This is a genomic window from Niallia sp. FSL W8-1348, from assembly GCF_038006745.1.
Lineage (GTDB): Bacteria > Bacillota > Bacilli > Bacillales > Cytobacillaceae > Niallia > Niallia alba.
In genome coordinates, this window is sequence record NZ_JBBOVV010000001.1 from 2,941,714 (window position 1) to 2,965,674 (window position 23,961).

The 23,961-nt window shown below is 34.8% G+C and carries 16 protein-coding genes and 2 pseudogenes; 12 read left to right on the top strand and 6 right to left on the bottom strand.

What is annotated here, in order from left to right:
- Window positions 1–6: 6 nt before the first annotated feature.
- The 5 genes from NST60_RS14075 (at window position 7) to NST60_RS14095 (ending at window position 11,000) form a co-directional block, all read left to right on the top strand.
- The gene (locus NST60_RS14075) at window positions 7–2,073 is read left to right on the top strand and encodes an Hsp70 family protein (protein ID WP_341099069.1); all 2,067 of its coding nucleotides are present in this window, start codon (window positions 7–9) and stop codon (window positions 2,071–2,073) included.
- A gap of 10 nt (window positions 2,074–2,083) precedes the next feature.
- Entirely contained in the window at window positions 2,084–5,101 is a 3,018-nt protein-coding gene (locus tag NST60_RS14080; protein ID WP_341099071.1) for a zinc ribbon domain-containing protein, read from the top strand.
- 14 nt (window positions 5,102–5,115) lie between these two features.
- Complete coding sequence (locus NST60_RS14085) at window positions 5,116–6,333, top strand: TRAFAC clade GTPase domain-containing protein (RefSeq protein ID WP_328021074.1); 1,218 nt, start codon at window positions 5,116–5,118, stop codon at window positions 6,331–6,333.
- A 3-nt stretch (window positions 6,334–6,336) separates the two neighbouring features.
- Window positions 6,337–8,856, top strand: coding sequence for a GAP1-N2 domain-containing protein (locus NST60_RS14090; protein WP_341099073.1), 2,520 nt, complete (start codon window positions 6,337–6,339; stop codon window positions 8,854–8,856).
- A 92-nt stretch (window positions 8,857–8,948) separates the two neighbouring features.
- Window positions 8,949–11,000 carry a TRAFAC clade GTPase domain-containing protein gene (locus tag NST60_RS14095; RefSeq protein ID WP_341099075.1) on the top strand — a complete coding sequence of 684 codons (2,052 nt, stop codon included), beginning with the start codon at window positions 8,949–8,951 and terminating at the stop codon, window positions 10,998–11,000.
- A 486-nt stretch (window positions 11,001–11,486) separates the two neighbouring features.
- Here NST60_RS14095 and NST60_RS14100 read toward each other — a convergent pair whose 3' ends face one another.
- From NST60_RS14100 to NST60_RS14110, 3 genes are all read right to left on the bottom strand, one after another.
- Window positions 11,487–12,245, bottom strand: a complete 759-nt coding sequence (locus NST60_RS14100; RefSeq protein ID WP_341099077.1) for a hypothetical protein — start codon at window positions 12,243–12,245, stop codon at window positions 11,487–11,489.
- A gap of 889 nt (window positions 12,246–13,134) precedes the next feature.
- On the bottom strand, window positions 13,135–14,142 hold the full coding sequence (locus NST60_RS14105; RefSeq protein WP_341099078.1) for an ADP-ribosylglycohydrolase family protein: 1,008 nt from the start codon (window positions 14,140–14,142) through the stop codon (window positions 13,135–13,137).
- Window positions 14,139–16,031 carry a beta-glucoside-specific PTS transporter subunit IIABC gene (locus tag NST60_RS14110; protein ID WP_341099862.1) on the bottom strand — a complete coding sequence of 631 codons (1,893 nt, stop codon included), beginning with the start codon at window positions 16,029–16,031 and terminating at the stop codon, window positions 14,139–14,141. The genes NST60_RS14105 and NST60_RS14110 overlap by 4 nt, the downstream gene beginning before the upstream one ends.
- An 80-nt stretch (window positions 16,032–16,111) precedes the next feature.
- Here NST60_RS14110 and NST60_RS26810 point away from each other — a divergent pair, with 80 nt between their 5' ends.
- Window positions 16,112–16,423, top strand: a complete 312-nt coding sequence (locus tag NST60_RS26810) for a transposase (protein WP_016205489.1) — start codon at window positions 16,112–16,114, stop codon at window positions 16,421–16,423.
- Between the two features lie 11 nt (window positions 16,424–16,434).
- Entirely contained in the window at window positions 16,435–17,334 is a 900-nt protein-coding gene (locus NST60_RS14115) for an IS3 family transposase (RefSeq protein WP_040344397.1), read from the top strand.
- Between the two features lie 104 nt (window positions 17,335–17,438).
- Here the strand turns inward: NST60_RS14115 and NST60_RS14120 are convergent, their stop codons facing one another.
- The 3 genes and pseudogenes from NST60_RS14120 to NST60_RS14130 all read right to left on the bottom strand — a co-directional run.
- Window positions 17,439–17,630 (bottom strand): hypothetical protein, encoded by a 192-nt coding sequence (locus NST60_RS14120; protein WP_341099080.1) that lies wholly within the window; start codon window positions 17,628–17,630, stop codon window positions 17,439–17,441.
- Window positions 17,631–17,732: 102 nt separating this feature from the next.
- Window positions 17,733–18,563, bottom strand: a complete 831-nt coding sequence (gene licT / locus NST60_RS14125) for a BglG family transcription antiterminator LicT (RefSeq protein WP_328021094.1) — start codon at window positions 18,561–18,563, stop codon at window positions 17,733–17,735.
- 672 nt (window positions 18,564–19,235) lie between these two features.
- Window positions 19,236–19,682 (bottom strand): annotated as a pseudogene (locus NST60_RS14130) (IS66 family transposase); the annotation flags it as partial.
- A gap of 133 nt (window positions 19,683–19,815) precedes the next feature.
- Here NST60_RS14130 and NST60_RS14135 point away from each other — a divergent pair.
- The 5 genes and pseudogenes from NST60_RS14135 to NST60_RS14155 all read left to right on the top strand — a co-directional run.
- A pseudogene (locus tag NST60_RS14135) lies at window positions 19,816–20,029 on the top strand (transposase); the annotation flags it as partial.
- A gap of 225 nt (window positions 20,030–20,254) precedes the next feature.
- Window positions 20,255–20,989: a sensor histidine kinase gene (locus NST60_RS14140; protein ID WP_169189318.1), complete on the top strand. Its 735-nt coding sequence runs from the start codon at window positions 20,255–20,257 to the stop codon at window positions 20,987–20,989.
- Window positions 20,986–21,690 carry a response regulator transcription factor gene (locus NST60_RS14145; RefSeq protein ID WP_341099081.1) on the top strand — a complete coding sequence of 235 codons (705 nt, stop codon included), beginning with the start codon at window positions 20,986–20,988 and terminating at the stop codon, window positions 21,688–21,690. Before NST60_RS14140 ends, NST60_RS14145 begins: the two co-directional genes overlap by 4 nt.
- The gene (locus NST60_RS14150) at window positions 21,683–22,936 is read left to right on the top strand and encodes a hypothetical protein (protein WP_169189316.1); all 1,254 of its coding nucleotides are present in this window, start codon (window positions 21,683–21,685) and stop codon (window positions 22,934–22,936) included. Before NST60_RS14145 ends, NST60_RS14150 begins: the two co-directional genes overlap by 8 nt.
- 104 nt (window positions 22,937–23,040) lie before the next feature.
- Window positions 23,041–23,958 carry an acetamidase/formamidase family protein gene (locus NST60_RS14155; RefSeq protein WP_341099082.1) on the top strand — a complete coding sequence of 306 codons (918 nt, stop codon included), beginning with the start codon at window positions 23,041–23,043 and terminating at the stop codon, window positions 23,956–23,958.
- Window positions 23,959–23,961 lie beyond the last annotated feature (3 nt).

Consider the following 23,961-nt stretch of genomic DNA (forward strand, 5'->3'; position numbering starts at 1 on the left):
AAATCTATGTCAACTAATTGTATTGGTATTGATTTAGGGACTACCTACTCGGTAGTGGCTATTGTGGATGAAACTGGTTCTACGAAAGTTTTGAAAAACTCGGAAGGGAAAACAACAACCCCTTCTGTCATATATTTCGGAGAAGAAAAACCAATAATTGGAGAAGAAGCTAAAAGTGAACAAGCTTTTGGCTCTTCAGAAATTGCTTCATTTTTTAAACGTGTAATGGGTGATTCTAATTTCCAGTATGAATTCGGTGATAAAGTATATGACACCATTGATTTATCGAGTATGATTTTAAAAAAATTAAAACAAGATGCGGAAAAAGAAATCAATGCAGAAGTAAAGGATGCTGTCATTACCGTTCCAGCTTATTTTAATAATATGCAAAGGGAAGCAACGATAAAAGCTGGAAAATTAGCAGGATTGAACGTACTAAGGATTATTAATGAACCAACAGCTGCTGCTATTGCCTATGGATTACATAGCATAAATAGAAAGAAAAATATTATGGTGTATGATTTAGGTGGCGGCACGTTTGATGTGACTATTGCAGAAATAGATAATCAAGAGATTACGGTTCTTGCGACGAATGGAGATCATTCTTTAGGGGGAAAGGATTGGGATGATCGACTAGCTAGTTATGTCTGTGAACGATTTTATGAGAAACAACATTTGGACCCACTAGAAGATGCAGGTGCACTAAACGAAATATTAGTTTCTTGTGAAAAAGCAAAAAAGAATTTAACTGATTTAAAAAAAGTTAATCTTTCCATTTTTTTTGAAGGTAAAAAAGATACCTATGAGATTACCCGATCTTTATTTGAAGAATTAACCCTGGATTTGATAGAGAGAACATGGAATTTGGCAGATTTAGCATTAGCTGAAGGGAATTTGAGCTGGTTAGATATTCACGATGTTATTCTTGTTGGTGGTTCTACAAAAATGCCAATGATTAGTGCCTATATACAAAGTAAAATTGGGAAACTCCCATTAAAAGGGGTAAATGTTGATGAAGTGGTTGCCTATGGGGCAGCAATTCAGGCAAAAATGGAAATCGATAAAATCCAGAATAAGTATCAAGTAAGTAGTTCCTATAAAAAAGTACAAGACATTATGAGTCATAGTCTAGGGATGGTTTCGGTTAGCGAAGATGGATCAGCTTATACAAATAGTATTATTATTCGTCGAAATTTACCAATACCAATAATACAACAACGTCCTTTTCAACTGCATACTTCTGATAAAAGAGAAAATCAATTAGAAGTATATGTGACTCAAGGGGAAAGTAATAATCCATTAGAGAATGAAATTCTAGGTAAATATGTTATCTCTGGCATTAAACACAATCCAAAAGGCATTAGCAATATAAATGTTTCTTATTCCTATGATGCGAATGGGATAGTTGCTGTTACAGCAATTCAAGATAATCATGAAAGCATGCTTTCTATTAAGAAAGAACCATTGCCAGAAGATCTTTCTTGGATGGGAGGACCTGTTATTCAGGAAAATATACCAGTCGAATTATCAGTTGTAATAGCATTAGATTTATCGGGAAGCATGAGTGGAAGTCCACTTCGTGAAGCGAAAAAGGCTGCAAGCAATTTTATTGATCAATTTGATTTAGCTTTCACCAATCTTGGAATTGTCGGATTTGCTGACTCTGTACAAATAATTCAAGATCTAACGAATGAAGAAAGTCTACTAAAGAACGCTATCAGTAATATTAAAATCGGTCCACTAGGATACTCCAATAGTGCAGAACCATTTCTGTTAACGTTAGAAATGCTTAACAGCAGAACAGATAGGGAGAACCTTTTTGTGATTGTTTTAACAGATGGTATGTGGGGGAACACGGACATTGCTATTAGGAATGCAGAAATATGTAAACGAGCTAATATAGAAATAATCGCAATTGGATTTGGAGATGCCGATCAAAAATTCTTATCACGACTTGCGACAACAGATGAAAATGCTTTGTTTATGAATGAAACACAGCTAATCAGTTCCTTTTCGAAGATTGCACGTGAAATTAAGGAAAAGTCGAATAGATTAATGTTTAATAAGAAATGAGGTGTGATTTATGGAGGAAAGACCCAATTTTTATCTATTGTTGGAATTGTCCTATGATCCACCGGAAACAAGTGAAAAAGTCATTAGTCAAACAATCAAAGATAAAAAGCTGGAGTGGGGAAAGAAAGTAAATCATCCCCAAAATGGACCGAAATTCAGAGAGTATATAAGACTTATTCCCAGCATAGAACAAGTGATGCTTGATAGTGAATCTCGTATAGAAGAAGCAAAAGAAGCATTAGAAAAGAAGAAAGCAGAGCAAATAAAGCAAGAAAAAGAAAAAAATAAGATTTTAAATGGATACATAAATATATTATCAGCTAAGGGGTATGTCACTCCTTTGGAAATAAAACGCATGGAACAAGATACGAAACTTCCTCAAACTGAGATTATGAAGAAAATGGTAGTGCCTCTTCAAGAGGGAAAACAAGTTTCCCAAGTGAAAGAAAAGGATAGCTTACAACCAGAAAAGATGAAGATAATTAGTCAGCTATTAACGGAATTGGCAGTTGTCCCAAAGGTCGGGTCTGTTCCAACTCTTTATGATGTATTAGAACAACCAGAAAAAGCGGATAGAGGCATTTTATATACTATTAGCCAAGAGCAATATAGAAAATATCAAAATAAGGGCAAAGGCTCGAACGAAACAGAGAATAAAAAGCAAGTATATTCACAAGCCAAAACTCTTTTTGAGACAGAAGAACTTTATCAAAAATACAACGAAGCTTTAAAAAAAGCGCGCTTTGAAATGATTGTCCCTTATATAGATATTGCTGCTGCTGATAGAGTCATAGACTATTCTGTTTATAAGCAGTTGTTGAAAGAAGCCGGGAAAGAAGGCTTACTACAAAAAGATGCAAAGCAGAGAATTGCTCACTATTGTCAGCAAAAGAATATTCTTTTAATTACTAGCAATGTTGCTAATACGGAAGAATTGGAACTTATTCAATGTGGCAGTTGTGGAAGTATTAATAAAGAGGATACTAACCACTGTTATCACTGTGGTTCTCCCATGCATACGAGTTGTTACGCTTGTCATTCACCCATTCATGTTGGGGATACTCATTGTACAAAATGTGGTGTGATGAAAGAAGGTAAATATCTACATGATCGTTTCCTTAAAGACGGTAATCTAGCATTAAAGATGTATGATTTAATCACCGCAGAAAATTTATTGTTAAGAGCGCAATATTACTTTAATGGTAAAGACGTAGAAAATGCTCTACAAAAATTAGCTAATAGAAAGAATGAAATGGATAGTCAACTTTCTAGAGTAGAGGCAGAAGTGAAAAAGAGAAGATACTATAGTGCGAACAAGGAATGGAAATTATTAGAAAATTATAGATGGACTAATCAAGCACAAATTAAAGTTCTTCGAAATGAAATTACAAATAGATTATCTATGACAGAGGCTTATTTGAAACAGGCAAGTCAAAGAACAGATGTAAAAGAGTCGATTCATTATTATTTAGAAGCCATAAATTGCAGTACAGATTGTCAAGAAGCTTTGAGCAAATTAAATAACTATCCACCTGATCCGCCAACTCGATTGGAAGCTAATTTATCCGAGGAAGAGATTGTTCTTACTTGGGTAAAATCCAACTCAGAAGGTAATTTGGCATATCAAATTATCCGAAAAGAAAATTCCCCTATTGAAAATAGGGATGACGGAGAAGTTATTGGTGAAATAATTGGAAATAAATTCATTGACAATAAATCATTATCTGGAAAAATCTATTATTATTCGGTGGTAACGAAAAGATTTGGAGCACTATCGTCGATGGCAACAGCAATAGGACCAATCATGAGAATGCCGGAAGTGGAGCAATTGAAGGCATATCCGGAGAACGGTGGAATTGTTTTAACGTGGAAAAACCTTGTCAAAACACAAGTGGAAGTGTGGAAAAAAGAAGGGAGTATTCCAACTGGTCGTGGTGATGGAATAAAGCTCAATGGTGTAAAAGGAAGTGGCGTTATTGACAATGATATTGAGAGCGATAAGCAATATGGCTATTTAGTAATTTGTCAACATAAGGACGGAAATGGTCGCTTCTTATTATCTAAAGGGAAGTCCATCTTAACGATGGGAGTGGAATTGAATCCAATAACCACTTACATATCTAATATTGCTGGTAATAAGATAGAGCTTAATTGTCTAGACCAAATAAAAAGCAAGGAAGAAATCTTTTATTATGTTGCGGATCGTCCTTTTGAAGCTTTCAAATTTGGAGAAGTTCGTTCATATAGTCAATTATCAAATAAACTTGCACATTTTTCCTATAAACAAGCTAACACAGACGGCAAATGTGTGGTGAATATAGTGCCATCTCGGGTCAATTATATTTTACCGATTTTAAAAAGCGGAAATTTAGCTATTGTATGTAAGGCGATAGCTGTAAAAGAGATTGTGGATGTTTCTCAATTAAGCGGCAAAAAAGATGCAAATGGAAGTTTCTTTTTACAATGGTCTTGGCCAAAGGATATTGAGGAAGTGCTTGTTGTATATAGCGAGCAGGATTTTCCTAAGACTCCCATGGAATCAGGTGCCGTTCAACGTAGTTGCTCGAAGACAGCATATGATGCATTTAATGGATACAAAATGGATAATATTAATAGTTTTAAAGAACTATACTTCACTATTTATGTGGGAGAAGAAGTCAATGGAGAAAAGCTTTATTCACAAGGTGTTCATTTTTATCATACAAATGAAAAGCCGCATGAAATCATGTATTCCATTGATAGGAAAGGGATGTTTAAGAAAAAAGTAGTACTTTCTATTCAATGCTCTGATGTAGGAGTGAAATCTCCTGCTTTAGTTGTTGTTAAGCAGTCAGGGCGTCAGCCTTTGTCAAGAAATGATGGTGTAGAAGTGTTAACAATCGATGAGGGAACAGATTTAAGCTCATTACAATTGGATATTTCAGATCATCAAGAGCAAAATACATTTTTTAAATTGTTTTATCAGCATGAAAAAGATATTACAAGATTTGTTTTAGATCCAATTGGAGATTTAACGATAGGAAAATAGAAAGGAAGAAAGTTATGGCACCATTTAAGAAATCTTATATTTGCCCATATTGTTTTCACGAACATAAAATGCAGGAAGTTCAGTTTAGATGTTCGGATGAAAGATGTATGGAGGAGGATTTAGTTTATTCCCAGTATTGGGAGTATAACATTAACCTAATAATGCCTACAGTCACAGAAGCAACTGTGGAGAAAAATAGTATGTCTTGGTTAAAACCAACGATGCCATCCTCTGTAAATTGTAAGACTTGTAATAAGGAAACAATGATTCGAATATGTCCTTCATGTCGCTCTACATTACCAAGTACAATAAGTGACTATGAAGATTATATTATTGCAATCATTGGAGCAAAACAATCAGGAAAAAGTCACTATATTGCTGTTTTAATAGATGAAATAATTAATAATATAGGAAATGCCTATAATTGCTATTTAAAGCCAGAAAATGAAGAAACCATTCAACGCTACAACCGCCAGTTTAAGAATCCATTATTTCAAAATAAAACAACATTGGATGTTACTCAATCAGCAAGAGTGAATGGTGATGTGAAAAAACCCTTATTATTTACACTCTCTTTTTCTAATGGTGGAATGTTTGGTACAAAGGTAATCACCCTTGCTTTCTTTGATGCGGCAGGTGAGGACTTAAAAGAAGAAAAAAATATGAGTAAACATACTCGTTATATTAGTAATTCTGCTGGTATCATCTGTTTACTGGATCCACTTCAGCTACCTTCCGTAAGAGACCAAATCGGGGAACAAGGCGTACAAGTCAATTTACCTCATTTGGATCTAGATAATGATGTAAATGATATTTTGATTAGAACGACTAATATGATTCGTAATACCTTGGGCATAAAAATGAAAAAGAAAATCAATATTCCGATTGCCATAAGCTTCTCTAAAATAGATGGAATCCTGCCTCTTATAGATCCTAGTAGTAAATTAAAGATGAAGAGTCGTCATTTAGAACAAAAGGCGTTTAATGTATTGGATTTTCAAAGTGTTAATAATGAGATGAAATCCCTTGTCCAAGGATGGACGAAAGGGAATATGACTGCTTTGTTAGACCATAATTACAAAGAGTATGGATTTTTTGGTATATCCGCCTTGGGAAGCGACCCAGGACTAGATAGAAAAATTACCAATATCGAACCATATCGTGTGGAAGATCCATTTCTATGGCTTTTATGGAAAAATAAAATTATTAAGGGAATGGATAAAAGGAGGTAAACGATGAAATTCCTTCAACATTATTATACGTCTTCAAAAGTTGGACAAGGAGAGGGTTCAGGTTTTCAAACATATTCACTCTCAGAAGGTCTAACAGAATTAGAAAATCAAGAAATAGAAAGAAATTCTATTTATATTAGACCATCACATTTGATTGCTGATCCATCCGAACAGGAATTAGAAATGTTCCCAAAAGCATTTTCCTTTTATTCTTTATCAAGTGGAAGATATGGCATTTCTTTAGCACAATATCAAGGTACGGACTATTCCGGAAGAACAGGGAATTTTTTTACTCATACTTTAGTATGTGAAAAGGACAATCTTTATTTCCATCCAATCCAGCTTTATAAAAATAATCATTTGAGAAATAGTTTATCTGTGGAAGAAGATGAAGTAATTGGAAGGCCAGAGCCTTTACCAGAATTAAATCTAGTGGCTCAAACTTCTTTCATCACAAAGGAAAGCATTGAGAAATTCCTTCAAGAAAATAATAGGCTGTCTATTTTGGCTCAAATGGTAAAGGCTGTCTTTCTTTATAAAAAAAATGGTAGACGTATTCTCATTTTAGATGAACAAGAAAACATACCTTTATGGTTGGCTAGTATTTCCATGGCATTCCCAACAAAATTTGCAAAGGAAATTACTTTTACGACCTATACTTATGATCCAATGAAAAGTCAATATCTTCTTAATGCAACCTTACCAAATGGGACAAATTATCAAGGTAATGAAACAATGATTGGGCAACAATTTTATGTGTTTGATCTATTTTATCAAGAGATACCTAGAATTGAAGAAGAGATATCGTATCCGTCTTTTGTTATGCAATTTTTCCATTCTGATTGGTCTGGCTTAAATCATTTTTTTGAGTTTATTGAGAATACGAAATTAGAAGTGATTGATGATCATTTAGATAATGCAACATTACTTTATTCCTTCATGCATTCCGGAAAAATTAGTTCATTCCAATTAAAACAGGCACTTCAGTTTGCCCATTTGAATTGTCGAGATTCTTATAAAAAAGAAATCGTTAAAATGATTCAGAAACACTATCCAAAAGGTGCAGAGGAATTGCAGGTACTTATTCTTGAACAAGATATTGAAATTGCAGAAAGTTTATCCAATCTTCTATTCGAAGTCGGTAATAAAACAAAAGAAGCTGAAACATTTGCATATGCATATGCCTTTTTTGTTTCCTCTTTTAATCAATTAATAATCGACGCAAGAGACACTATGGCTTTGGAAAAAGCATTCGCCTATTATCAAAAAATGAAAAATTTAACTCTCGAAGTAAAAAGTTTTTCGGAAATTATTACAGAGAAACATTATTTAGAAGAAATGTATCAAGTAGCGAAAGCAGAACCTCAAAAAGAAAAACTGAATGTATATCTCAAATTTATTCTAGAAGAGATGGACACTTTAGGTAGTTATGTTGATAATTTACAATCACAATACATGTTTGTAGTGCAATTGATTGATTTAGCTCTTCCACATTACCAAAACATAGATAATGTGGAACTACTTTTGAAAAAATATCCCAAATACTTAGGGTATGCTTTGGTTGTTCTATACTTAAAAGTACCAAATTATAGGGGGGATCTTGAGCCTGTTCTTTTTAATAGTATAAAAAAGGGAGATTTACCAGCCGAATTAGTTTTAAAGTGGAAGGATGGGCGGAAATTACTTGATAGCCTTTTTAAATCGCTGTTAGAAGAAACTTTTGAACCAGTGACTGCACTTGTTCCATTGAATGAAAAGTTGTTTTGTGAGGAGAAGCCGACAATTGAACAGGTGAAGCTTGTGATTCATCGTTTGTTAGAAATAAAAAATACTTCCTCATGGATGAATCAAGTAGAAACGCTATTCTCTTCTGGATACTTGGTGAATTTTTCTAGTTTATCGTTGGTTCCTTTATTTGATCATGCAGAAAAACAACTTCCATTAAATGAGAATTTTATAAGATACTCCAGTCTAGTAGCAAATATAGAGAAAATAAAAAAATCTAAAATCCCCTTGTCTAAATTATATGAATTTGGTGAGAGTATCAAAAAAACAGGAGGATTTTCTAAACAAACATTACTCAAAGTGGCTGATCTATTAGAGACGACCACAGATGTTCAGTATAAGCAATACTTAAAATGGATTATCCCCGTCTTAATTAAAGGAAATAGTTTCTATATCATTACTGAATATTTGGCTTCCTCTAAACGAATATCAAGCCTATGGTCTGTGCTGGAACAAATAGAACAAACACTAAATAAAGACGAAAAAATAGATTTATTAACTAAATTTATACTAGCATACTTAGAAAAGTATGAAGAACAAGATGATAAATTAAGAAAAACATTAGTTGAATATTTTAAATCGAATAAAGCCCTATGGAGAAAAATGTCAGAGAATGCAATAGAGAGTATAGAAAGTCAACCAAAAATAAAAAATCTTTGGGTAGAAATAGAATCGGAAGTAATGGGAAATAACTCGTTGTTAAAGAAACTATTTACTCCATTTGGAAGAAGAAAATAATGAATGGTTACTCCTTTAGAAAGGTTTCAGCGTGCTTGGAGATATTTTTAAAAGAGTAACTTTTCCAATGAATGAAAAGGAGAGATGGTGGATTGACAAAAAGTTTTCATTTATCCCTAAGAATCCTAAACATCATCATTTTAGTATCAACCTTAGTAATATTTCAATTTAAAATTGATCATACAAATATCTACACAATTTTTACTTTAGTGATTCCGTCGATATTAGTGACGTATTCGGAAGTGAACCAAAAACAATATCCTAAGATAACGGCCTTATCTTTCGTATTTATATTAATAGCGTATATGTATTTTCCCATTAATGTTATCGATATAATTTCCTATAATTATTGGCCATTTATTCTCATTGGATCACTATTCTTCTTTTTAAGACCAAGAACGGAATATATGGCTGCTTATTTATATCTTTATATGGGATGTTATTTATATTTGTTCTTCTCTACTGGGTGGGAAGCAAATGGAAATCCTATTTTGTTATTTCGAGATTTTTATTTCTCTGAGGAATGGTTTATTTTTTATAGCCAATATAAATTACTTATGTTGATCGGAGCTTTTGGGCTTCATCTACTAATTGCTATAATTAGAAAAGAGTATATTCCAAACAATATTTTTAATTTTATTGCTTCCGTGATAACCTGGCCAATAGCATTTATTGGAATAGCTATAGTAGGTTATCTTTATGGGGTTTATTTAACTGTATATACCTATATAAATATTTTCAGAAAAAATGTAAAACCATACAAAGGGATGAGAAATGACGCAGAACAACCTGCAATAGAGAAATATATATTTTGGAAAGCATTTAAAGATGCAAATATTGTTATGAAAACTGCATTCCATGAAAATAAGGAAAATTGGAAGAGAGTAAAAACTAATTTATTCAGACATAAAAGAGTTTATGGCAGTGTCATTACAGTTTTTATTAAAGTAAGCTCTTATGCTAGTATACTTACTCTAGTATTGGTTGGGCAATCCTTGCTAATAATAATTTCTCTAGTCTATTTTGCAACTATTTCCTTATATAGTTTACCAGTTATTTTATTCTGGAAAATTTGTTATTACACAGACAAATTCTTTAGAAAATGGAATCATGTAAAGACAGTTTGTCCTAGTTGTTATGAATCTAGTGAATTACCTGTTTATCATTGTAGTAATTGCCATTCCAAACATACAGATTTAGTCCCAGGAAAGTATGGAATATTAAAAAGAACCTGTCAATGTGGTCAACGATTACCAGCCACTTACTTTAATGGTAGAAAAGATCTTCATGCATCTTGTCCATCTTGTTGTAACAGAGACATGAGTCATGAAAGTACCCCAATTACTATTCCGATTATTGGTGGGAGTAACTCAGGGAAAACGAGTTTTCTACTGGCAGCAGTTGGTCAATTAGCAGAGTATTCGAAGTCTTTAGGGGTAAAGGTTCGATATCCTAATAAATCCCTAGAGTCAAAAGTGGATTCCTATTATAGTAATTTATCTGCAGGAATACGCCCTGAGAAAACGAATAATCGTCAAAAGTCAGCAGAGTGTGTAGGTTTAAAACACCCTAAATGGCATACGGAAAAAATGATATATTTATATGATCCAGCAGGAGAAACATTTGAGAATAGTTCTGATTTTAAGAAGCAAAAGTATTTAAGTTATTATGATGCAAGTATACTTATTCTTGATCCATTCTCTTCTCCTAGTATTCGTGAAAAAATGAATCTTACTAAAACATGGAATAGTGTAGATTTTGAGGATATCTTCGATCTGTTTTTACTAGAATTACAAGAAAGCTATGGGGTAAAAGCTCATGAAAAAATTAAAAAGCCAATAGCAATCCTAATAAATAAAATGGATCAAAAGTTGAATTTTCAAATCGGTGAAGAAACAATGAAGCAAATATCGGTGGCAAGCGATACAGAGTCTGTAGAAGAGATAACGCATCAGCAGTGTATCGATTTATTATCTAGCATGGGGCTTAATAACTTTCTAAGAAAAGTAGACAGTAAGTTTTCGAATTATCGTTTCTTTGCTTCAAGCTCCATTTCTGATCAAAATAATAGTTCTGGAAAGCTACTAACCTGGTTACTGACTGAGAAAAATAAAAGTTGGAAGAAAATAGAAAAATCTCTTTGAGATAAATGAGGTGAATGAATGACTATTATTAGGAAGCATTATATACACATGATTAGTGTATTAATTACAATCCTCTTGTTTTTCCTCTCTATGAGCTTATTCAAGGAATCGATAAAATCTGCTTACGCTTGGTTATGGAAATACTATGTATTCCTCTTTTGAGATAGGATGGAATTAGGGTGACAATTAGGGTCTCAGGCACCATAAAATAAAAAGAAAAAGTTTATCTGAGAAGGACAATGGTAAAGGAACCACTGTCTTTTTTCATTACCTAATTTTGATGTCTGTCTTTTTAGCAATTTTTCTTAAAAGTATATTTCTTCCGTATTCGATAGTTTTCCAAACAAATCTTAATGCCAAAAGGATGTTTTATTCTGCCTAGAAAAATTTGCTACATCCGTTAATTCTATATTTACAAATTGATGCATTTATCAAAATGCTCTTCCAACAAAATCTCTTAATATATATGTGAATTTAACTATAAACTTATTTATTGAAATATCCATCAATTTCTTTTTGAAGAATTTCTATAGCTATTAATTTAAAATTTAAAGCTTTTTTGAGAATTTCTATTTGTTGAATAGAATTTAATTTATCAAATCTCTTAACATATTTAAAGAAGTCCTGTAGGAATTTACGTTTTTCCTCAGTTAGTCTTCCAGTATTTCCTTTTGGTAGTTTAGCTCTGTCATATAAAAAAGATTTAACAGTGGCGTCTAATTTAAGCTTGCTAATCCAATTTAATGTTTTTTCAGTAGTGTGTTCATTTATTAAATTTGTAGGCACCAGACTATTGTATTCGTAGTCTGAAAAATCAGAATTAGAAAAACCTGTATTTTTAGATACGGAGGATATATTTACTCCCAACCCCTTTATTAATTGAAGCACAATTTGTTTGTTCTTCTTTGTCATGTCTCCTTTGCTATGCATCCGACGGAGAATTTTATAGTATTGTTTTAACGATCCTGTATATTCTTCTATAATGCATTTAACACTTAAATCCTCTTTAGTATTTCTGAGATAATAGAACACATCATATCTCCCCACTAATATATATTCATCTTTGTTAGGTACTTTTTCAACTGGTAAAAGAACATCGAATGTAGTTAAGAGCCTATGTGTAATGTCAGTCCTTTTTATAAAAACCCCAGTAATTTTTGGAACAAAGAGTGGTTTAATACTTTTGAGGGGCAAAGAATATATAATATTTATTTCCTCAGGTAAGGGCGGAAAATTCATAGCCATATACACACCTCCAAATAGTAAAGTATATGTGCTTGCTAGAATGTCCAATTACATGAGATTGAAATTGAATTCTGGTCACAGGGACACCCAAAATAATCTTGTTTCACTGGAGGTTTTGTGTGTGAATGCCGTTGAAATTGTGAAAGAAGAAGTAAGGTAGTTATGTTAAGTAGTTCAGTTTTAATGTAGAAAATCGCAAATTAAACCCAAAATAACAAAGGCAATCGCATTGTTTTAACATTATATTCGCTCACAAAAACGCAAGGGTAGTATATATAACCTTGCGTTTTTCTTTAAGTCGATTTACTTACAACATAAAAGGTTTGGATAACAACAAAAATGATAAATAATGTTAAGGCAAAAAAAGTAATTGCTTGCCATTTGTTTTTAAGCATATATTGCTCAATCCCCGTTAAAAACATCGATAGTGCAAGCAGAATTTGTATAACGGCTGTATAGAACAAATTTACAGTGTTTGATGTAAAAGTTAAAATTACGATAATTAGCAGTGGGATCACCAATATGAATTCGAGGTCACAGGGACGCCCCGAAATATGTCGAAGATTGATAGAGAATTAGATTGTGTGAATGATAAACTTAAATAGCAACTGGATATTGGTGGTTGGTTGTTGCGCTTTTTTCCGTTAAGGAAAGGAGCTGGTAATCATAGAACATTTCTTGAATTCCTTCGTGAAGTTTAGAAGATGATTACAGCCGCGTAATTTTACCACTCTTGCCCATTCTTTTTACAAGGTAAGCGTCAATCAACTAGGCTCCACCTATTAATTTAGATGGAGCCTAGTTTAGTTGGCAAGCAAAAATCTTTACCACTTGCCAACTGTTCGTGTAGGATAATTTTAGTAATCCGCCGAAAACCTAAGAGCCTTTCTTAAATGTAATATGGAGAGAACGGAAGTGCTTTCTCAGCGAGTTTATCAAAATCTAAGGAATTGATTTCTTCAATTAGTGATACATCACTTTCATCAAAAATTGGAGTCATCCCTCCACAAATGCTTGCTGAAATCGCACCGATTGTATCTGTGTCCGCTCCTAAACTTGCACTTATTTTTGCGGCTTTCATCGGGTCTCCATTAGCAAGCTGTACAACAGCCAAGACAGCAGGAATGGTTTCAATCGTTTCTACACCAGTTCCTAATTCGTTGACAATTCGTATGACAGCTTCTTCTTCATGACAGTTATCAACAATATCACGGACATATTGAATGCGGAAAGATAAGGATGGACTCGGAAACTCAGCCCCAATCCCTTTTGAGTCTTCGGCAACTTTTATAGCAAGTTCCCACATTTCGTTTAGATCCTTCCCTCCAGCAGCAACATAACTAATGCAGGCTGCTACTACACAAGCGCCAGATACAGCTATGCTCGAGTTATGTGTTGGTAAACAAATGTCATACACATTTTTCATTAACTCATCTAATTGGTTGTATTCGGATATAAGTCCGATTGGTGAAATCTTCATTGCGGCGCCATTGGTTGTATTGCCATATCCAGTTTTGTTAATAGGAACGCCATTATTAATTGCTTGGATAGCTCTAAGTGTTGATGGGCCGGAAACTAATTTAGAATCTTTTGCATTAGAAATCCACTCTGTCAAATGCTTAATATAATCCATCGCATTTAATTTCCCTTGGTTTTTTACAATCGACTCTAAAATCATAATTGTATTGATTGTATCATCCGTAATAGAGCCGGCAGGCAAAGTTCTTGGAATTAATTGATTTTCCAAAGAAGGAAGCAATGTTTGAATGCCATTTGGAAAGTTTCTTTTTATTTGGCTATATGTCCAAAATTCTGTTGGCATTCCATATGCATCGCCAATCGCTCCACCTATCAATATTCCTTTTATTCTTTTCAACAATTCATTATTTGCTGTCATGCAAAACTACCCCCATCCTTCGTCGAACTGTCTCCGCTGATACCTTCCGTTTCATTTTCCTGTATTAATTGGATTGACATTAATTCGTCTTGATAATTTATCAAACCATTTTTCGTTACTAAAATATTTTTGTTATTATCTAAATTTGTAATGACTACTGGTGTCTCTGTGCTAAAGTTTTCGTTTTTAATTGCTTCTAAATCAAATTCCACAATCACCTCGCCTTGCTTTACTAATTCTCCCTGTTTTTTTATTTTTTTGAAATGCTTTCCATCTAGTCTTACCGTATCCTTTCCTACGTGTATAAGCATTTCTACTCCATCCGTACTTGTGATCCCTACAGCATGGCCAGTTGGGAAAAGTGTTGTAATCATTCCATCAAAAGGTGCAATAATTTGGTTGCCTTCTGGGTAAAACAAGATACCTTTTCCTAATAATTCATTTGCAAAAGCTGAATCTGTCGCATTTTTTAATTCCGTAACATTCCCACGCAACGGAGAATAGATGACCTTTGCTTTTGAGTCAGGGCTTTTCTGTTGGGGTGAACAATCTTCGTTTTCAACAGCTTCATCAAAGATAAAGTAAGTCAATAAAAAGGAAACAACAATGGAAATAAGTACACCAATTATGGAAATGATTAGGCCTGTATATTCCCCATTAGGGTTTAAGAAGGAAACAAAGCCAAATATGCCAACAACTCCTCCATACATATCTGCGCCAAATACGGAGATAAAAGTCCCACCAATGGCACCACCGAGCATGGAAAATACAAAACGTTTTTTTATGGGAAGCGTTACACCATAAATTGCTGGTTCAATAATACAAAAGAGAGCTGAGATAAACGCTGGAACAGCAATTTCTTTTTGGACTTTTGATTTTGATTTTAAATAGACAGCTGCTACAACTGCTGCTTGCGCAAAGGATGCAGTAAACAGTGTAGGCAAAATGTAGTCTGAACCATGACTGCCTAAATTCTGCAATCCTAAAGTAATTAACGGCCAATGCAGGCCTAATATAACTAATGGCTGATAAATAAGTGCCACAATAAAAGATGTAAAAATAGTGGAAACTCCGTAAAGGGAGGAAACGCTATTTGAAATCAGTTCACTTAACATATTTGTAATTGGACCAATAACTAAGAGTGAAATTGGAATCGTAATTAATATGGTTAAAAAAGGTACAAGCGTAAAAGCCATGACTGCTGGAATTTTCTTCTTCAAATATTGATTAATTTTAGAAGCAAAATACACGATAAAAATGATTGGAATAACGGTTGAGCCATATCCCATCACTGGGAACAGGATGGGAATGCCAAAAAACGTTTGGAAAACAGGCGTAGCAGCAATTGTTCCTTCAAATAATGTCATAACCGCATCGCCGCTTGCCAGATTTTCTACCATGCCAGGGAAAATAATAGTGGCACCAATAATAATTCCAATAGCTGGATCGAGTTTAAATGCCCTTGCACTTGTGTATCCAAGAATTACAGGGAAGAAGTTAAAGATAGCCTGACCCATTGCATTAAGAATAATATAAGCACCATCTGTTTCCTGTATGAGTCCTGCAAATGTTAAGATCATAAGCACGCCTTGAATTAATCCGCTAGCGAGTAATACACCTAAAATCGGTGTGATAACTTTTGTGATAATTTCAATGATGGAATTCAGTGCACCTTTTTTTTCACTTTCCATTGTTTTTCTAGTTCCGATTTTATCCAAAATGACACTATAAACATCACCAACATGGGTGCCGATTACAACTTGATACTGCCCACCAGCTTTCTGAGCTGTTGCAATCTCTTTGTTTCCTTTTAAATTCGCTTCGTTTACGAGACTGTAATCATTTAAAGTAAAACGCAATCTTGTCATACAATGTGTTAAGCCAATAATATCTCATAAGCCCCAAAATGAACTTGGACAATAAGAGTAATATTTATTATACTGCTTAATGTACCAAGGAGGCTGACATCATGAAACGAATAAAACATTCTAAAGAATTTAAATTACAAGTCATCAAGGAAGCCCAAGACACAGGGAAGAATACCCTTGTAGCTCGCCGGTATGATCTGAATCCCAATATGGTTAGTCGCTGGGTTCGTGAATACAAAGATGGTAAATTTGGTGAAGTAGATGTGGCTGTGCTGCCAGATATAGACTCCAAAGAATTATCCAAAGAAAATGAAAAACTTAAAATGTTATTAGGTGAAAAAGACCTTGAAATAGCGATCCTGAGGGATCTTATAAAAAAGAAAAACCCTCACTTGCTGAAAAGCATGAAGTAGCTAACAAATGGATTCAAAAAGGCTACTCGATTTCAAAGGTGCTTAAAATCATAGGTATTCCTCGATCCACATACTATTATCAAAAGAATTATCGTGTTGAGGAGAAAAAAGTAAGTGAGGGACGTCCAGCACCAGGTTATTCGATCCAAGAGGACGGTCAAAAGATATCAGACGAACAGATTAAAGAATTTCTACTAGAAGAGATTGCCGGTGATTGCTATAACTATGGTTATCGCAAACTCACTAAGGTCTTAAGGCGAAAATACAAACTTAAAATTAACAAGAAAAAAGTATACCGGATTTGTAAAGAATTGGGCATCTTACGCCCACAGCGCCAAAAGAAAGTCTCATACCCTAGGAAACTAGCAAGAAATCGCATTATTACAAGATCTAATCAGCTATGGGAAGCTGACATTAAATATGGCTTTATCGAAGGTGAGGATCGCTTTTTCTTTGTCATGTCCATCATCGATGTTTATGACAGGGGCATCATTACCTATCATATGGGATTAAGCTGCACTGGAGATGATGTCAAACAGACACTGAAAAGGGCATTATTAAAACGCCAACAATATGATGAATTGGAAAAACCTGTAATCCGAACAGACAATGGACCGCAGTTTATTTCCCATACTTTTGAAAAGTTTTGTGAAGATTCCAAAATTGAGCACGAAAGAATTCCACCAAGAACACCAAATATGAATGCTCATATTGAGTCTTTCCATCGCATTTTTGAGGACGATTGCCTATCCAGATGGCAGTTTGAAACCTACACAGAAGCATATCAAGAAGTCATGAATTTTATGGAGTTCTACAACGAGAGACGTATGCATTCTAGTATACTAGATTTGTCACCAAAGGAATTCTATCAAAAACAAGATTCATTGGTGATCAAGGAGGTTCGGGTGTAATGGATGTATTCATTCAAAGCATCAGCTTGATTTGGAGTGGCGGGCATGATAGCCTCGTTCGGCGATGCCAATGTTGTAAAACAGCTGGCTTCTTGGCAGGAGAATCATGCCCGCAGAGGCTCCATGTCAAGCAACATGGCCTTTTTGAAGAATAATGAAAGAAATCTATAAAATAAAAAACTGAGGAAATGAAAGAATAAGAGAGTTATTGTCCAAAATTCGGGGGTTAATCCGATATTATCCTTCCCGCCAACATTTCCGATGATAAAATGTGAAAGTTCATCATATTTCCCCATCTAAAGACCTCCTAAACTTTATTTTTTATATAATAAAAAGGCAATACTTAATAAGCTTAAAAAATCACTTATTAAGTATTGCCTGATTTAACAGTTACAATCTTAATTTAGTATTCTATTGATATGAAGAATTAAATAAAATTTTTCTTCTTCATGGACTTTAATCTTTAATCGCTGCTCTAAATAAATAACGATTTTATCAACACAAGCATATATTTCTGGGAACTTTCGCACAACTTCTTCAAATAGGTTAAGATTGTTTGAAGTATTATGTTCATTTGCAAAAACCCTTCGCAAGAAAAATTTAAGATGAGATACAAAACGAGCATAATTTAGAGAATCTTCATTAAGCACCACTTTAAATTGATAGCGAATTATAGTTATAATTTCGTGAATAATTTCTGTACTTAAAATTGTCTGCTTCATCCCTATTCCATTTTGTTGGGCGTTAACGAAATGAAGTGTAATAAAAGCTGCTTCATCCTCAGATAGCATCACATTTTCATAGTAATGGATAATTTTTAGTGATTCGAAAGCGGCTTCATATTCTTTTTTGTAAAACTGTTTAATTTCCCATAATAAAGCATTCTTAACAGCTATATCATTTTTGTTTCTTTCCAATGCATAAGTAATATGATCTGCTAAGCCTATATAGACACTGTCATCAAATTTCACATTCAATTTTTTCTCGGCAGCTTCTATGATTCTATTTGTCAGCTCTAAATGATTAATAGGGATTTCATCCAATAATTTCAAAAAACTATTCATTGTTTGTGCAGACTGCAGGACGAATAATTTCTCAATCATAGATTCTTCTATTTGATCACCAATCTTTTTATTAAAAGCAACTCCTCTACCAATAATAATATGTTCCAAGCTTCGAGAGTTCTCAGCAAGCACAACATTATTATTATAAACCTTCTTAAGTTTCAAAATGAATTCACTTCCTTTCATTAAACTACAGAAAAAAAACAAGACCAAATAATACAGACACATTTAATACAACAATGTGACCACATTAACTTGATCTTGCCTGTGAGATACAGTTACAATTCAAAGATTAATTAGAATTATTTAATTACTAATTTGAATTCTAAACATAAAACGCTTACTTGTCAATATAATAATCAATTCGCTGCACAGTACCGCCTCGGAATTTGTTGAAGATTGAAACTCATGGTCACAGTGACGCCCCGAAATATGTCGAAGATTGATAGAGAATTAGACTGAGTGAATGATAAACTGAAATAGTTGAGTATTGCGAATAGACTGAGCCGGCAGTGCGGAGTTTTGAGCCACTATTTGCGGACATCTGAGCCAGTAAGTGCGGGGAAAAAGCCACTTTTTTGGTCACTTTTTCATGTCTACTAATAGGGGCTCGCTGCACTGTGACCTAGAATTTAACACATCAACCTTTCAATAAAGCTAAAAAGGGATAGATACACATTCACTAAGTAAGAAATGTACCTATCCCTTTTTCTATTAACTCATGGTCACAGTGACTCCCCGAAATTTGTCGAAGATTGATAGAGAGTTAGATTGTAAGCGTCAAATAGGCCCCACCTATTAATTAGATGGGACCTAAGTTATTATTTAGATAACTTTTTAAAAGATACAAGAAACTGGTAAAGTTGTTGACCAAGGAAGCATTCGGTCTAAGGCATTCATATCTGTCAAATTCATATTGGGAAGCTGCTCAAATAGATAGCGAAGATAGTAATATGGATTTAATCCATTTGCGATTGCTGTCTCCACCATACTGTATATGATGGCACTGGCTCTAGCACCTTGCGGTGTATTACTGAACAGCCATGCCTTTCTTCCGATCACTACTGACTTGATCGACCGTTCACTTCGATTATTATCGATTTCTAATCGACCATCCTCCAAAAAGGCTATTAGTTTATCCCATTGATTGAGGCAGTATGTCACCGCCTTGCCCATTCCACTTTTAGGGAGTACTTTTTGTTCTTGTATTTTTAGCCATGACAAAAAAGCGTCTAGTACTGGTTTGCTTTGTTTAAGACGTTGTTCAAAACGTTCCTTCGGGTCTAATTCTTTTACTTTTCTCGTAAGCGTCAAATAGACCCCACCTATGTTTTAGATGGGGCCTGGGTTATTATTTAGTTAAGTTTTTTAAATGAAATACAAGACACTGGTAGTGTCGTTGACCAACTACTTCCTTGAATTCTACGAATATAGTCAACAACAAAAGACAGAGGAGTTCAGAGAGAAATATAAAAAAAGAGCTTGTCAGGAGTGGAAGAACGGTGAGATGAAAAATTTTCACGGGCTAGATCGTGCCAGGGGGTACGGTCTAAAAAGCATGTCCATACAGGCAAAACTTACTGCCTTAGCAGTAAATCTAAAGAGGATAGCAGCTATCCTATCCTCTCAAAAGGCTGGTTCAATTTCTAAAAGAACTGAAAAACACTATGTTTTTCCCAATTTATTGGCATATCTAGATATTTCAGCCCTTTTATTCAAATCTAGTTTCTAAAAAAATGGACTTTTTCAGTGGTCTCGGACCGTCCCTCTGCTTCCGTTCCATTGAACGGCCAACCTGATTCCGTTGCTCATTTTGACAAAAAAAGTTATGCTTAACGGAAAAAGGATTGTTTGCTATGGTTATTTTTTTTGGTATTTTGATAGTAAGTCTATTAATTCCGATTATTGCTTTGGTCTTGCTGAGTATTATGAAACTACTTAATCAGGAGTTTGATTATTTACATATGGAGAATAAACAAATTCAATTAGAAAAGCAGCTGCAGCAAATGGAGTATGAACAGCTCAGTCAAAAGATTCGTCCGCATTTTTTGTTTAATAGTTTAAATGCGATGATGTCCCTTGCTCGTTTGAAGCGAAATGATGATCTCATAACAGCTATGGAGCAATTTTCTTTATTTCTAAAGTATCAGCATGCAAATCAGACAGCGCTTGTCTTATTTGAAAGGGAATTATTCCATACAAACAATTACTTATCGATTCAGCAGCTTCGTTTTGGAAAAAAGCTTACGATCACGTATGAGCTAGATGAACGAGCCTATCAAACCCAGCTGCCGTCTTATACGTTACAAACGCTTGTTGAGAATGCCTTTAAGCATGGCTTGGAGAAAAAACGTGGCGAAAAGCATTTGATGATTGCCTTAAAGCGACATGGTGATTGGGTGAGATTAACAGTTTCTGATAATGGGGATAGAGCGATTGAGCAAAAAAGTGGGCATGGAACAGGGTTGGAAAATATTAAAAAACGGTTGGAATTATTATTTGAAATGTACACAGATGTTTCATTAAAACGTAAAGATAACGCAACAGAGGCAACAGTCATTTGGCCATATACGCCGGAGGGTGAAAGATGAATATATTAATAGTAGATGATGAACCATTGGAACTGGAACAACTCTCCTTTCTAGTAGCAAAGAAATTTCCAGATTGGAATATCTATACGTCAGAAGATGCGAGTGAAGCAAAGCTCCTGCTAAGAGAGACAAACTTCTCCCTTGCATTAGTGGATATTCAATTACCAGGTGAATCAGGTTTGAAGTTTTGTGAATTTTTGCAATCTAATAATAATCAAATAGAAGTGGTCCTTATTACCGCACATCAGGACTTTCAATATGCTAAACAAGCAATTAAGCTACATGTGATGGATTACTTAGTGAAACCAGTTATTGAGAAAGAATTCTACGATATGCTTGCTGACTTTATGGATAAACACGCATGGATTGATACCAAGTCGACGCTCGTTAATAGCGTGCTTCAGATTATTCGCGAACATTATCAAGAAAAACTACAGCTTGCAGATGTAGCGAGTCAAGTATATGTTTCTCCAACATACCTTAGTAAAAAATTCGCGGAAGAAACGGGGGAAAAGTTTACAGGGTATATAACAAGATTTCGCATAAAAAAAGCAAAACAATTGATGCAGGAAAACCTACATTGGTCCTTATTTGAAGTAGCCCAAAGAGTTGGATTTTCCAGCCAGCATCACTTTAGTAATTCCTTTAAGAAAGTGGAAGGAATCACCCCTAGTCAATTAAAGGAGAAGCTCCATGATTGATTGGTATATTCTCTTATTTATCGGTTTTTTTGTCCTTATCCTTTTTATTGAAAAAATTGGTGCACATCGCAGTATCCATGAATACATGGTAACAAGTCGTGAACTTGGGTTAAGTGCAGGGACGTATGGAATCTCGCTACAATTTATCTCAGGCGTGACCGTTGCTGTCCCTATATTGTCCATGCAAGCTTTTCAGTTAACGACATTTCCCATCCTGATCATCTGTACATATGGTTTGTACCTATTATTGAACAACATCATGACCAAAGAAAAAGTGAAGCAGGTTACAGACGCGAAAGGTAATTCCCATCTGTGGTTCTTTGCTTTTTCCAGCATGGCAAGTCTATTTGTGCAATTTACGATTCTTGCTTATTTTTTATTGGATGTATTATCCGTTGGAGGAATTGCCATTTTTATCAGCTTTTGCTTCGTATTTTTTGGCTTAGGTGGAAGCTATGGTGTTAGGAAGATAGGCTCAACCATCTTTTATGCAATCTTCCTTGTCGGAGTTATTGTTACATTATTTTTATATTTAGGGGAAGGGGTTCAGACTATATACACTAAATATCAGGGAGAGATGTTTAGTGGCAACATTGCTGATGTGATTTTTGCCAGTATGACGTTTGTTTTGGTTGTATTTGGACAAGCTTGCACAAACCTAACTTTTTGGCAAACAGCAAGTGCTGTGAAGTCCAATCACCGAGTCACCGTATTACGTCTTTCTACTTTTATTTGGTTCGCATTTATGCTTTCGATTTTTTCCTTTAGCTTCTTTCTGTTTGTCCAAAATCAAGCAGTGGAGCAAATGAATCAAGTGATCATTCATATCATCATTTTTATCGTACTAGGAGCATTAGCAATTGGAATCGGGACATCCCTATTTTCACTAATTAGTGTCTTTTTAAAGATAAAGAGTAGGGACAGAACTAATCATTATGCGTACAGATTACTAAGGCATGGATACTTAATAGGGGTTATTGCTTGTAGTGTGTTAGGTCTATTAGCGATCTTCTTGTCGGAGAGTATGTCTGCATGGCTTCCGTTTTTCCTAGGTTTTTTTGGAGCGGCAGGTTGTCCTTTTATAATCGGACGAACATTTCGGGCAAAGAATGTTACCCTGATTATGGTAGTTATGACATTAGTGAGCATTGGATTGACTATATGGATGGAAGAGATTTGGTTAGTCGCTCCAATCGCAGCATTGATTTGCTGTTTTGTATTATTTATTTTGGAAAAATATAAATAATCTGAAAATAAGCCAGTTTTGTGCAAAAAGACTTCAAAATTTTGCAAACATTCTCCGGGTAAACAAGCTAGAATAGGTAGTAACATTTCTAGGAGGGGATAAGCATGGCGAACCATTTATCAAAGGAATCGTATATTTATGCAATGGATAAAGCAAACAAGCCGGCAATGACACTGCAGTCAGGATCACAAGTGGTCATTGATACATATGATTGTTTCCAAGATCAGATTACTTCCAATGACACAACATTTCAGGCAATTGACTGGGATCAAATTAATCCGGCAACTGGACCAATCTTCGTGGAAGGAGCGCAGCCAGGAGATATTCTGAAAGTGAAGATTGATAACATTGAGCTTGGAGAAAGAGGGGTTATGGTAGTTGGTCCTGGCCTTGGCGTGATGGGGGATGAAATCAAAAACTTCACGGCGAAGATCATTCCAATTCAAGATAACAAGGCGATTTTTAATGACAAACTAGCATTGCCATTAAATCCAATGATTGGTGTAATTGGTGTTGCTCCGGAAAAGGAAGCAGTCAATAACGGAACACCAGGAGCGCACGGTGGAAACATGGACACAAAACTAATCACAACTGGCGCGACACTTTACTTTCCAGTTTTTCAAGAGGGAGCCTTATTTGCATTAGGCGATTTACACGCTGCAATGGGAGACGGGGAAATTGGTGTATCTGGTATTGAAATTCCTGCAAAGGTGACGGTAACGCTTGAGGTGATTATAGGGCATAGCTTGAACTTCCCTGTTCTTGAAAATGAAGAGGGCGTAGCTTCTTTAGTTTCCATGAAATCATTGGATGACGCCGCAAATCAGGCTGTAAAAGAAATGATTCATCTATTAAGACCACATACTGACCTATCGCTCGAAGAATTCACTATGTTAATGAGTGCAGCTGGAGATTCGCAAATTAGTCAGATTGTCGATCCATTGAAAACAGCACGCTTCTTCGTTCCAAGAGCTATTTTGGAAGCATACAACATCGAACTTTTCCAAGAAGGAGCGAATTAAACG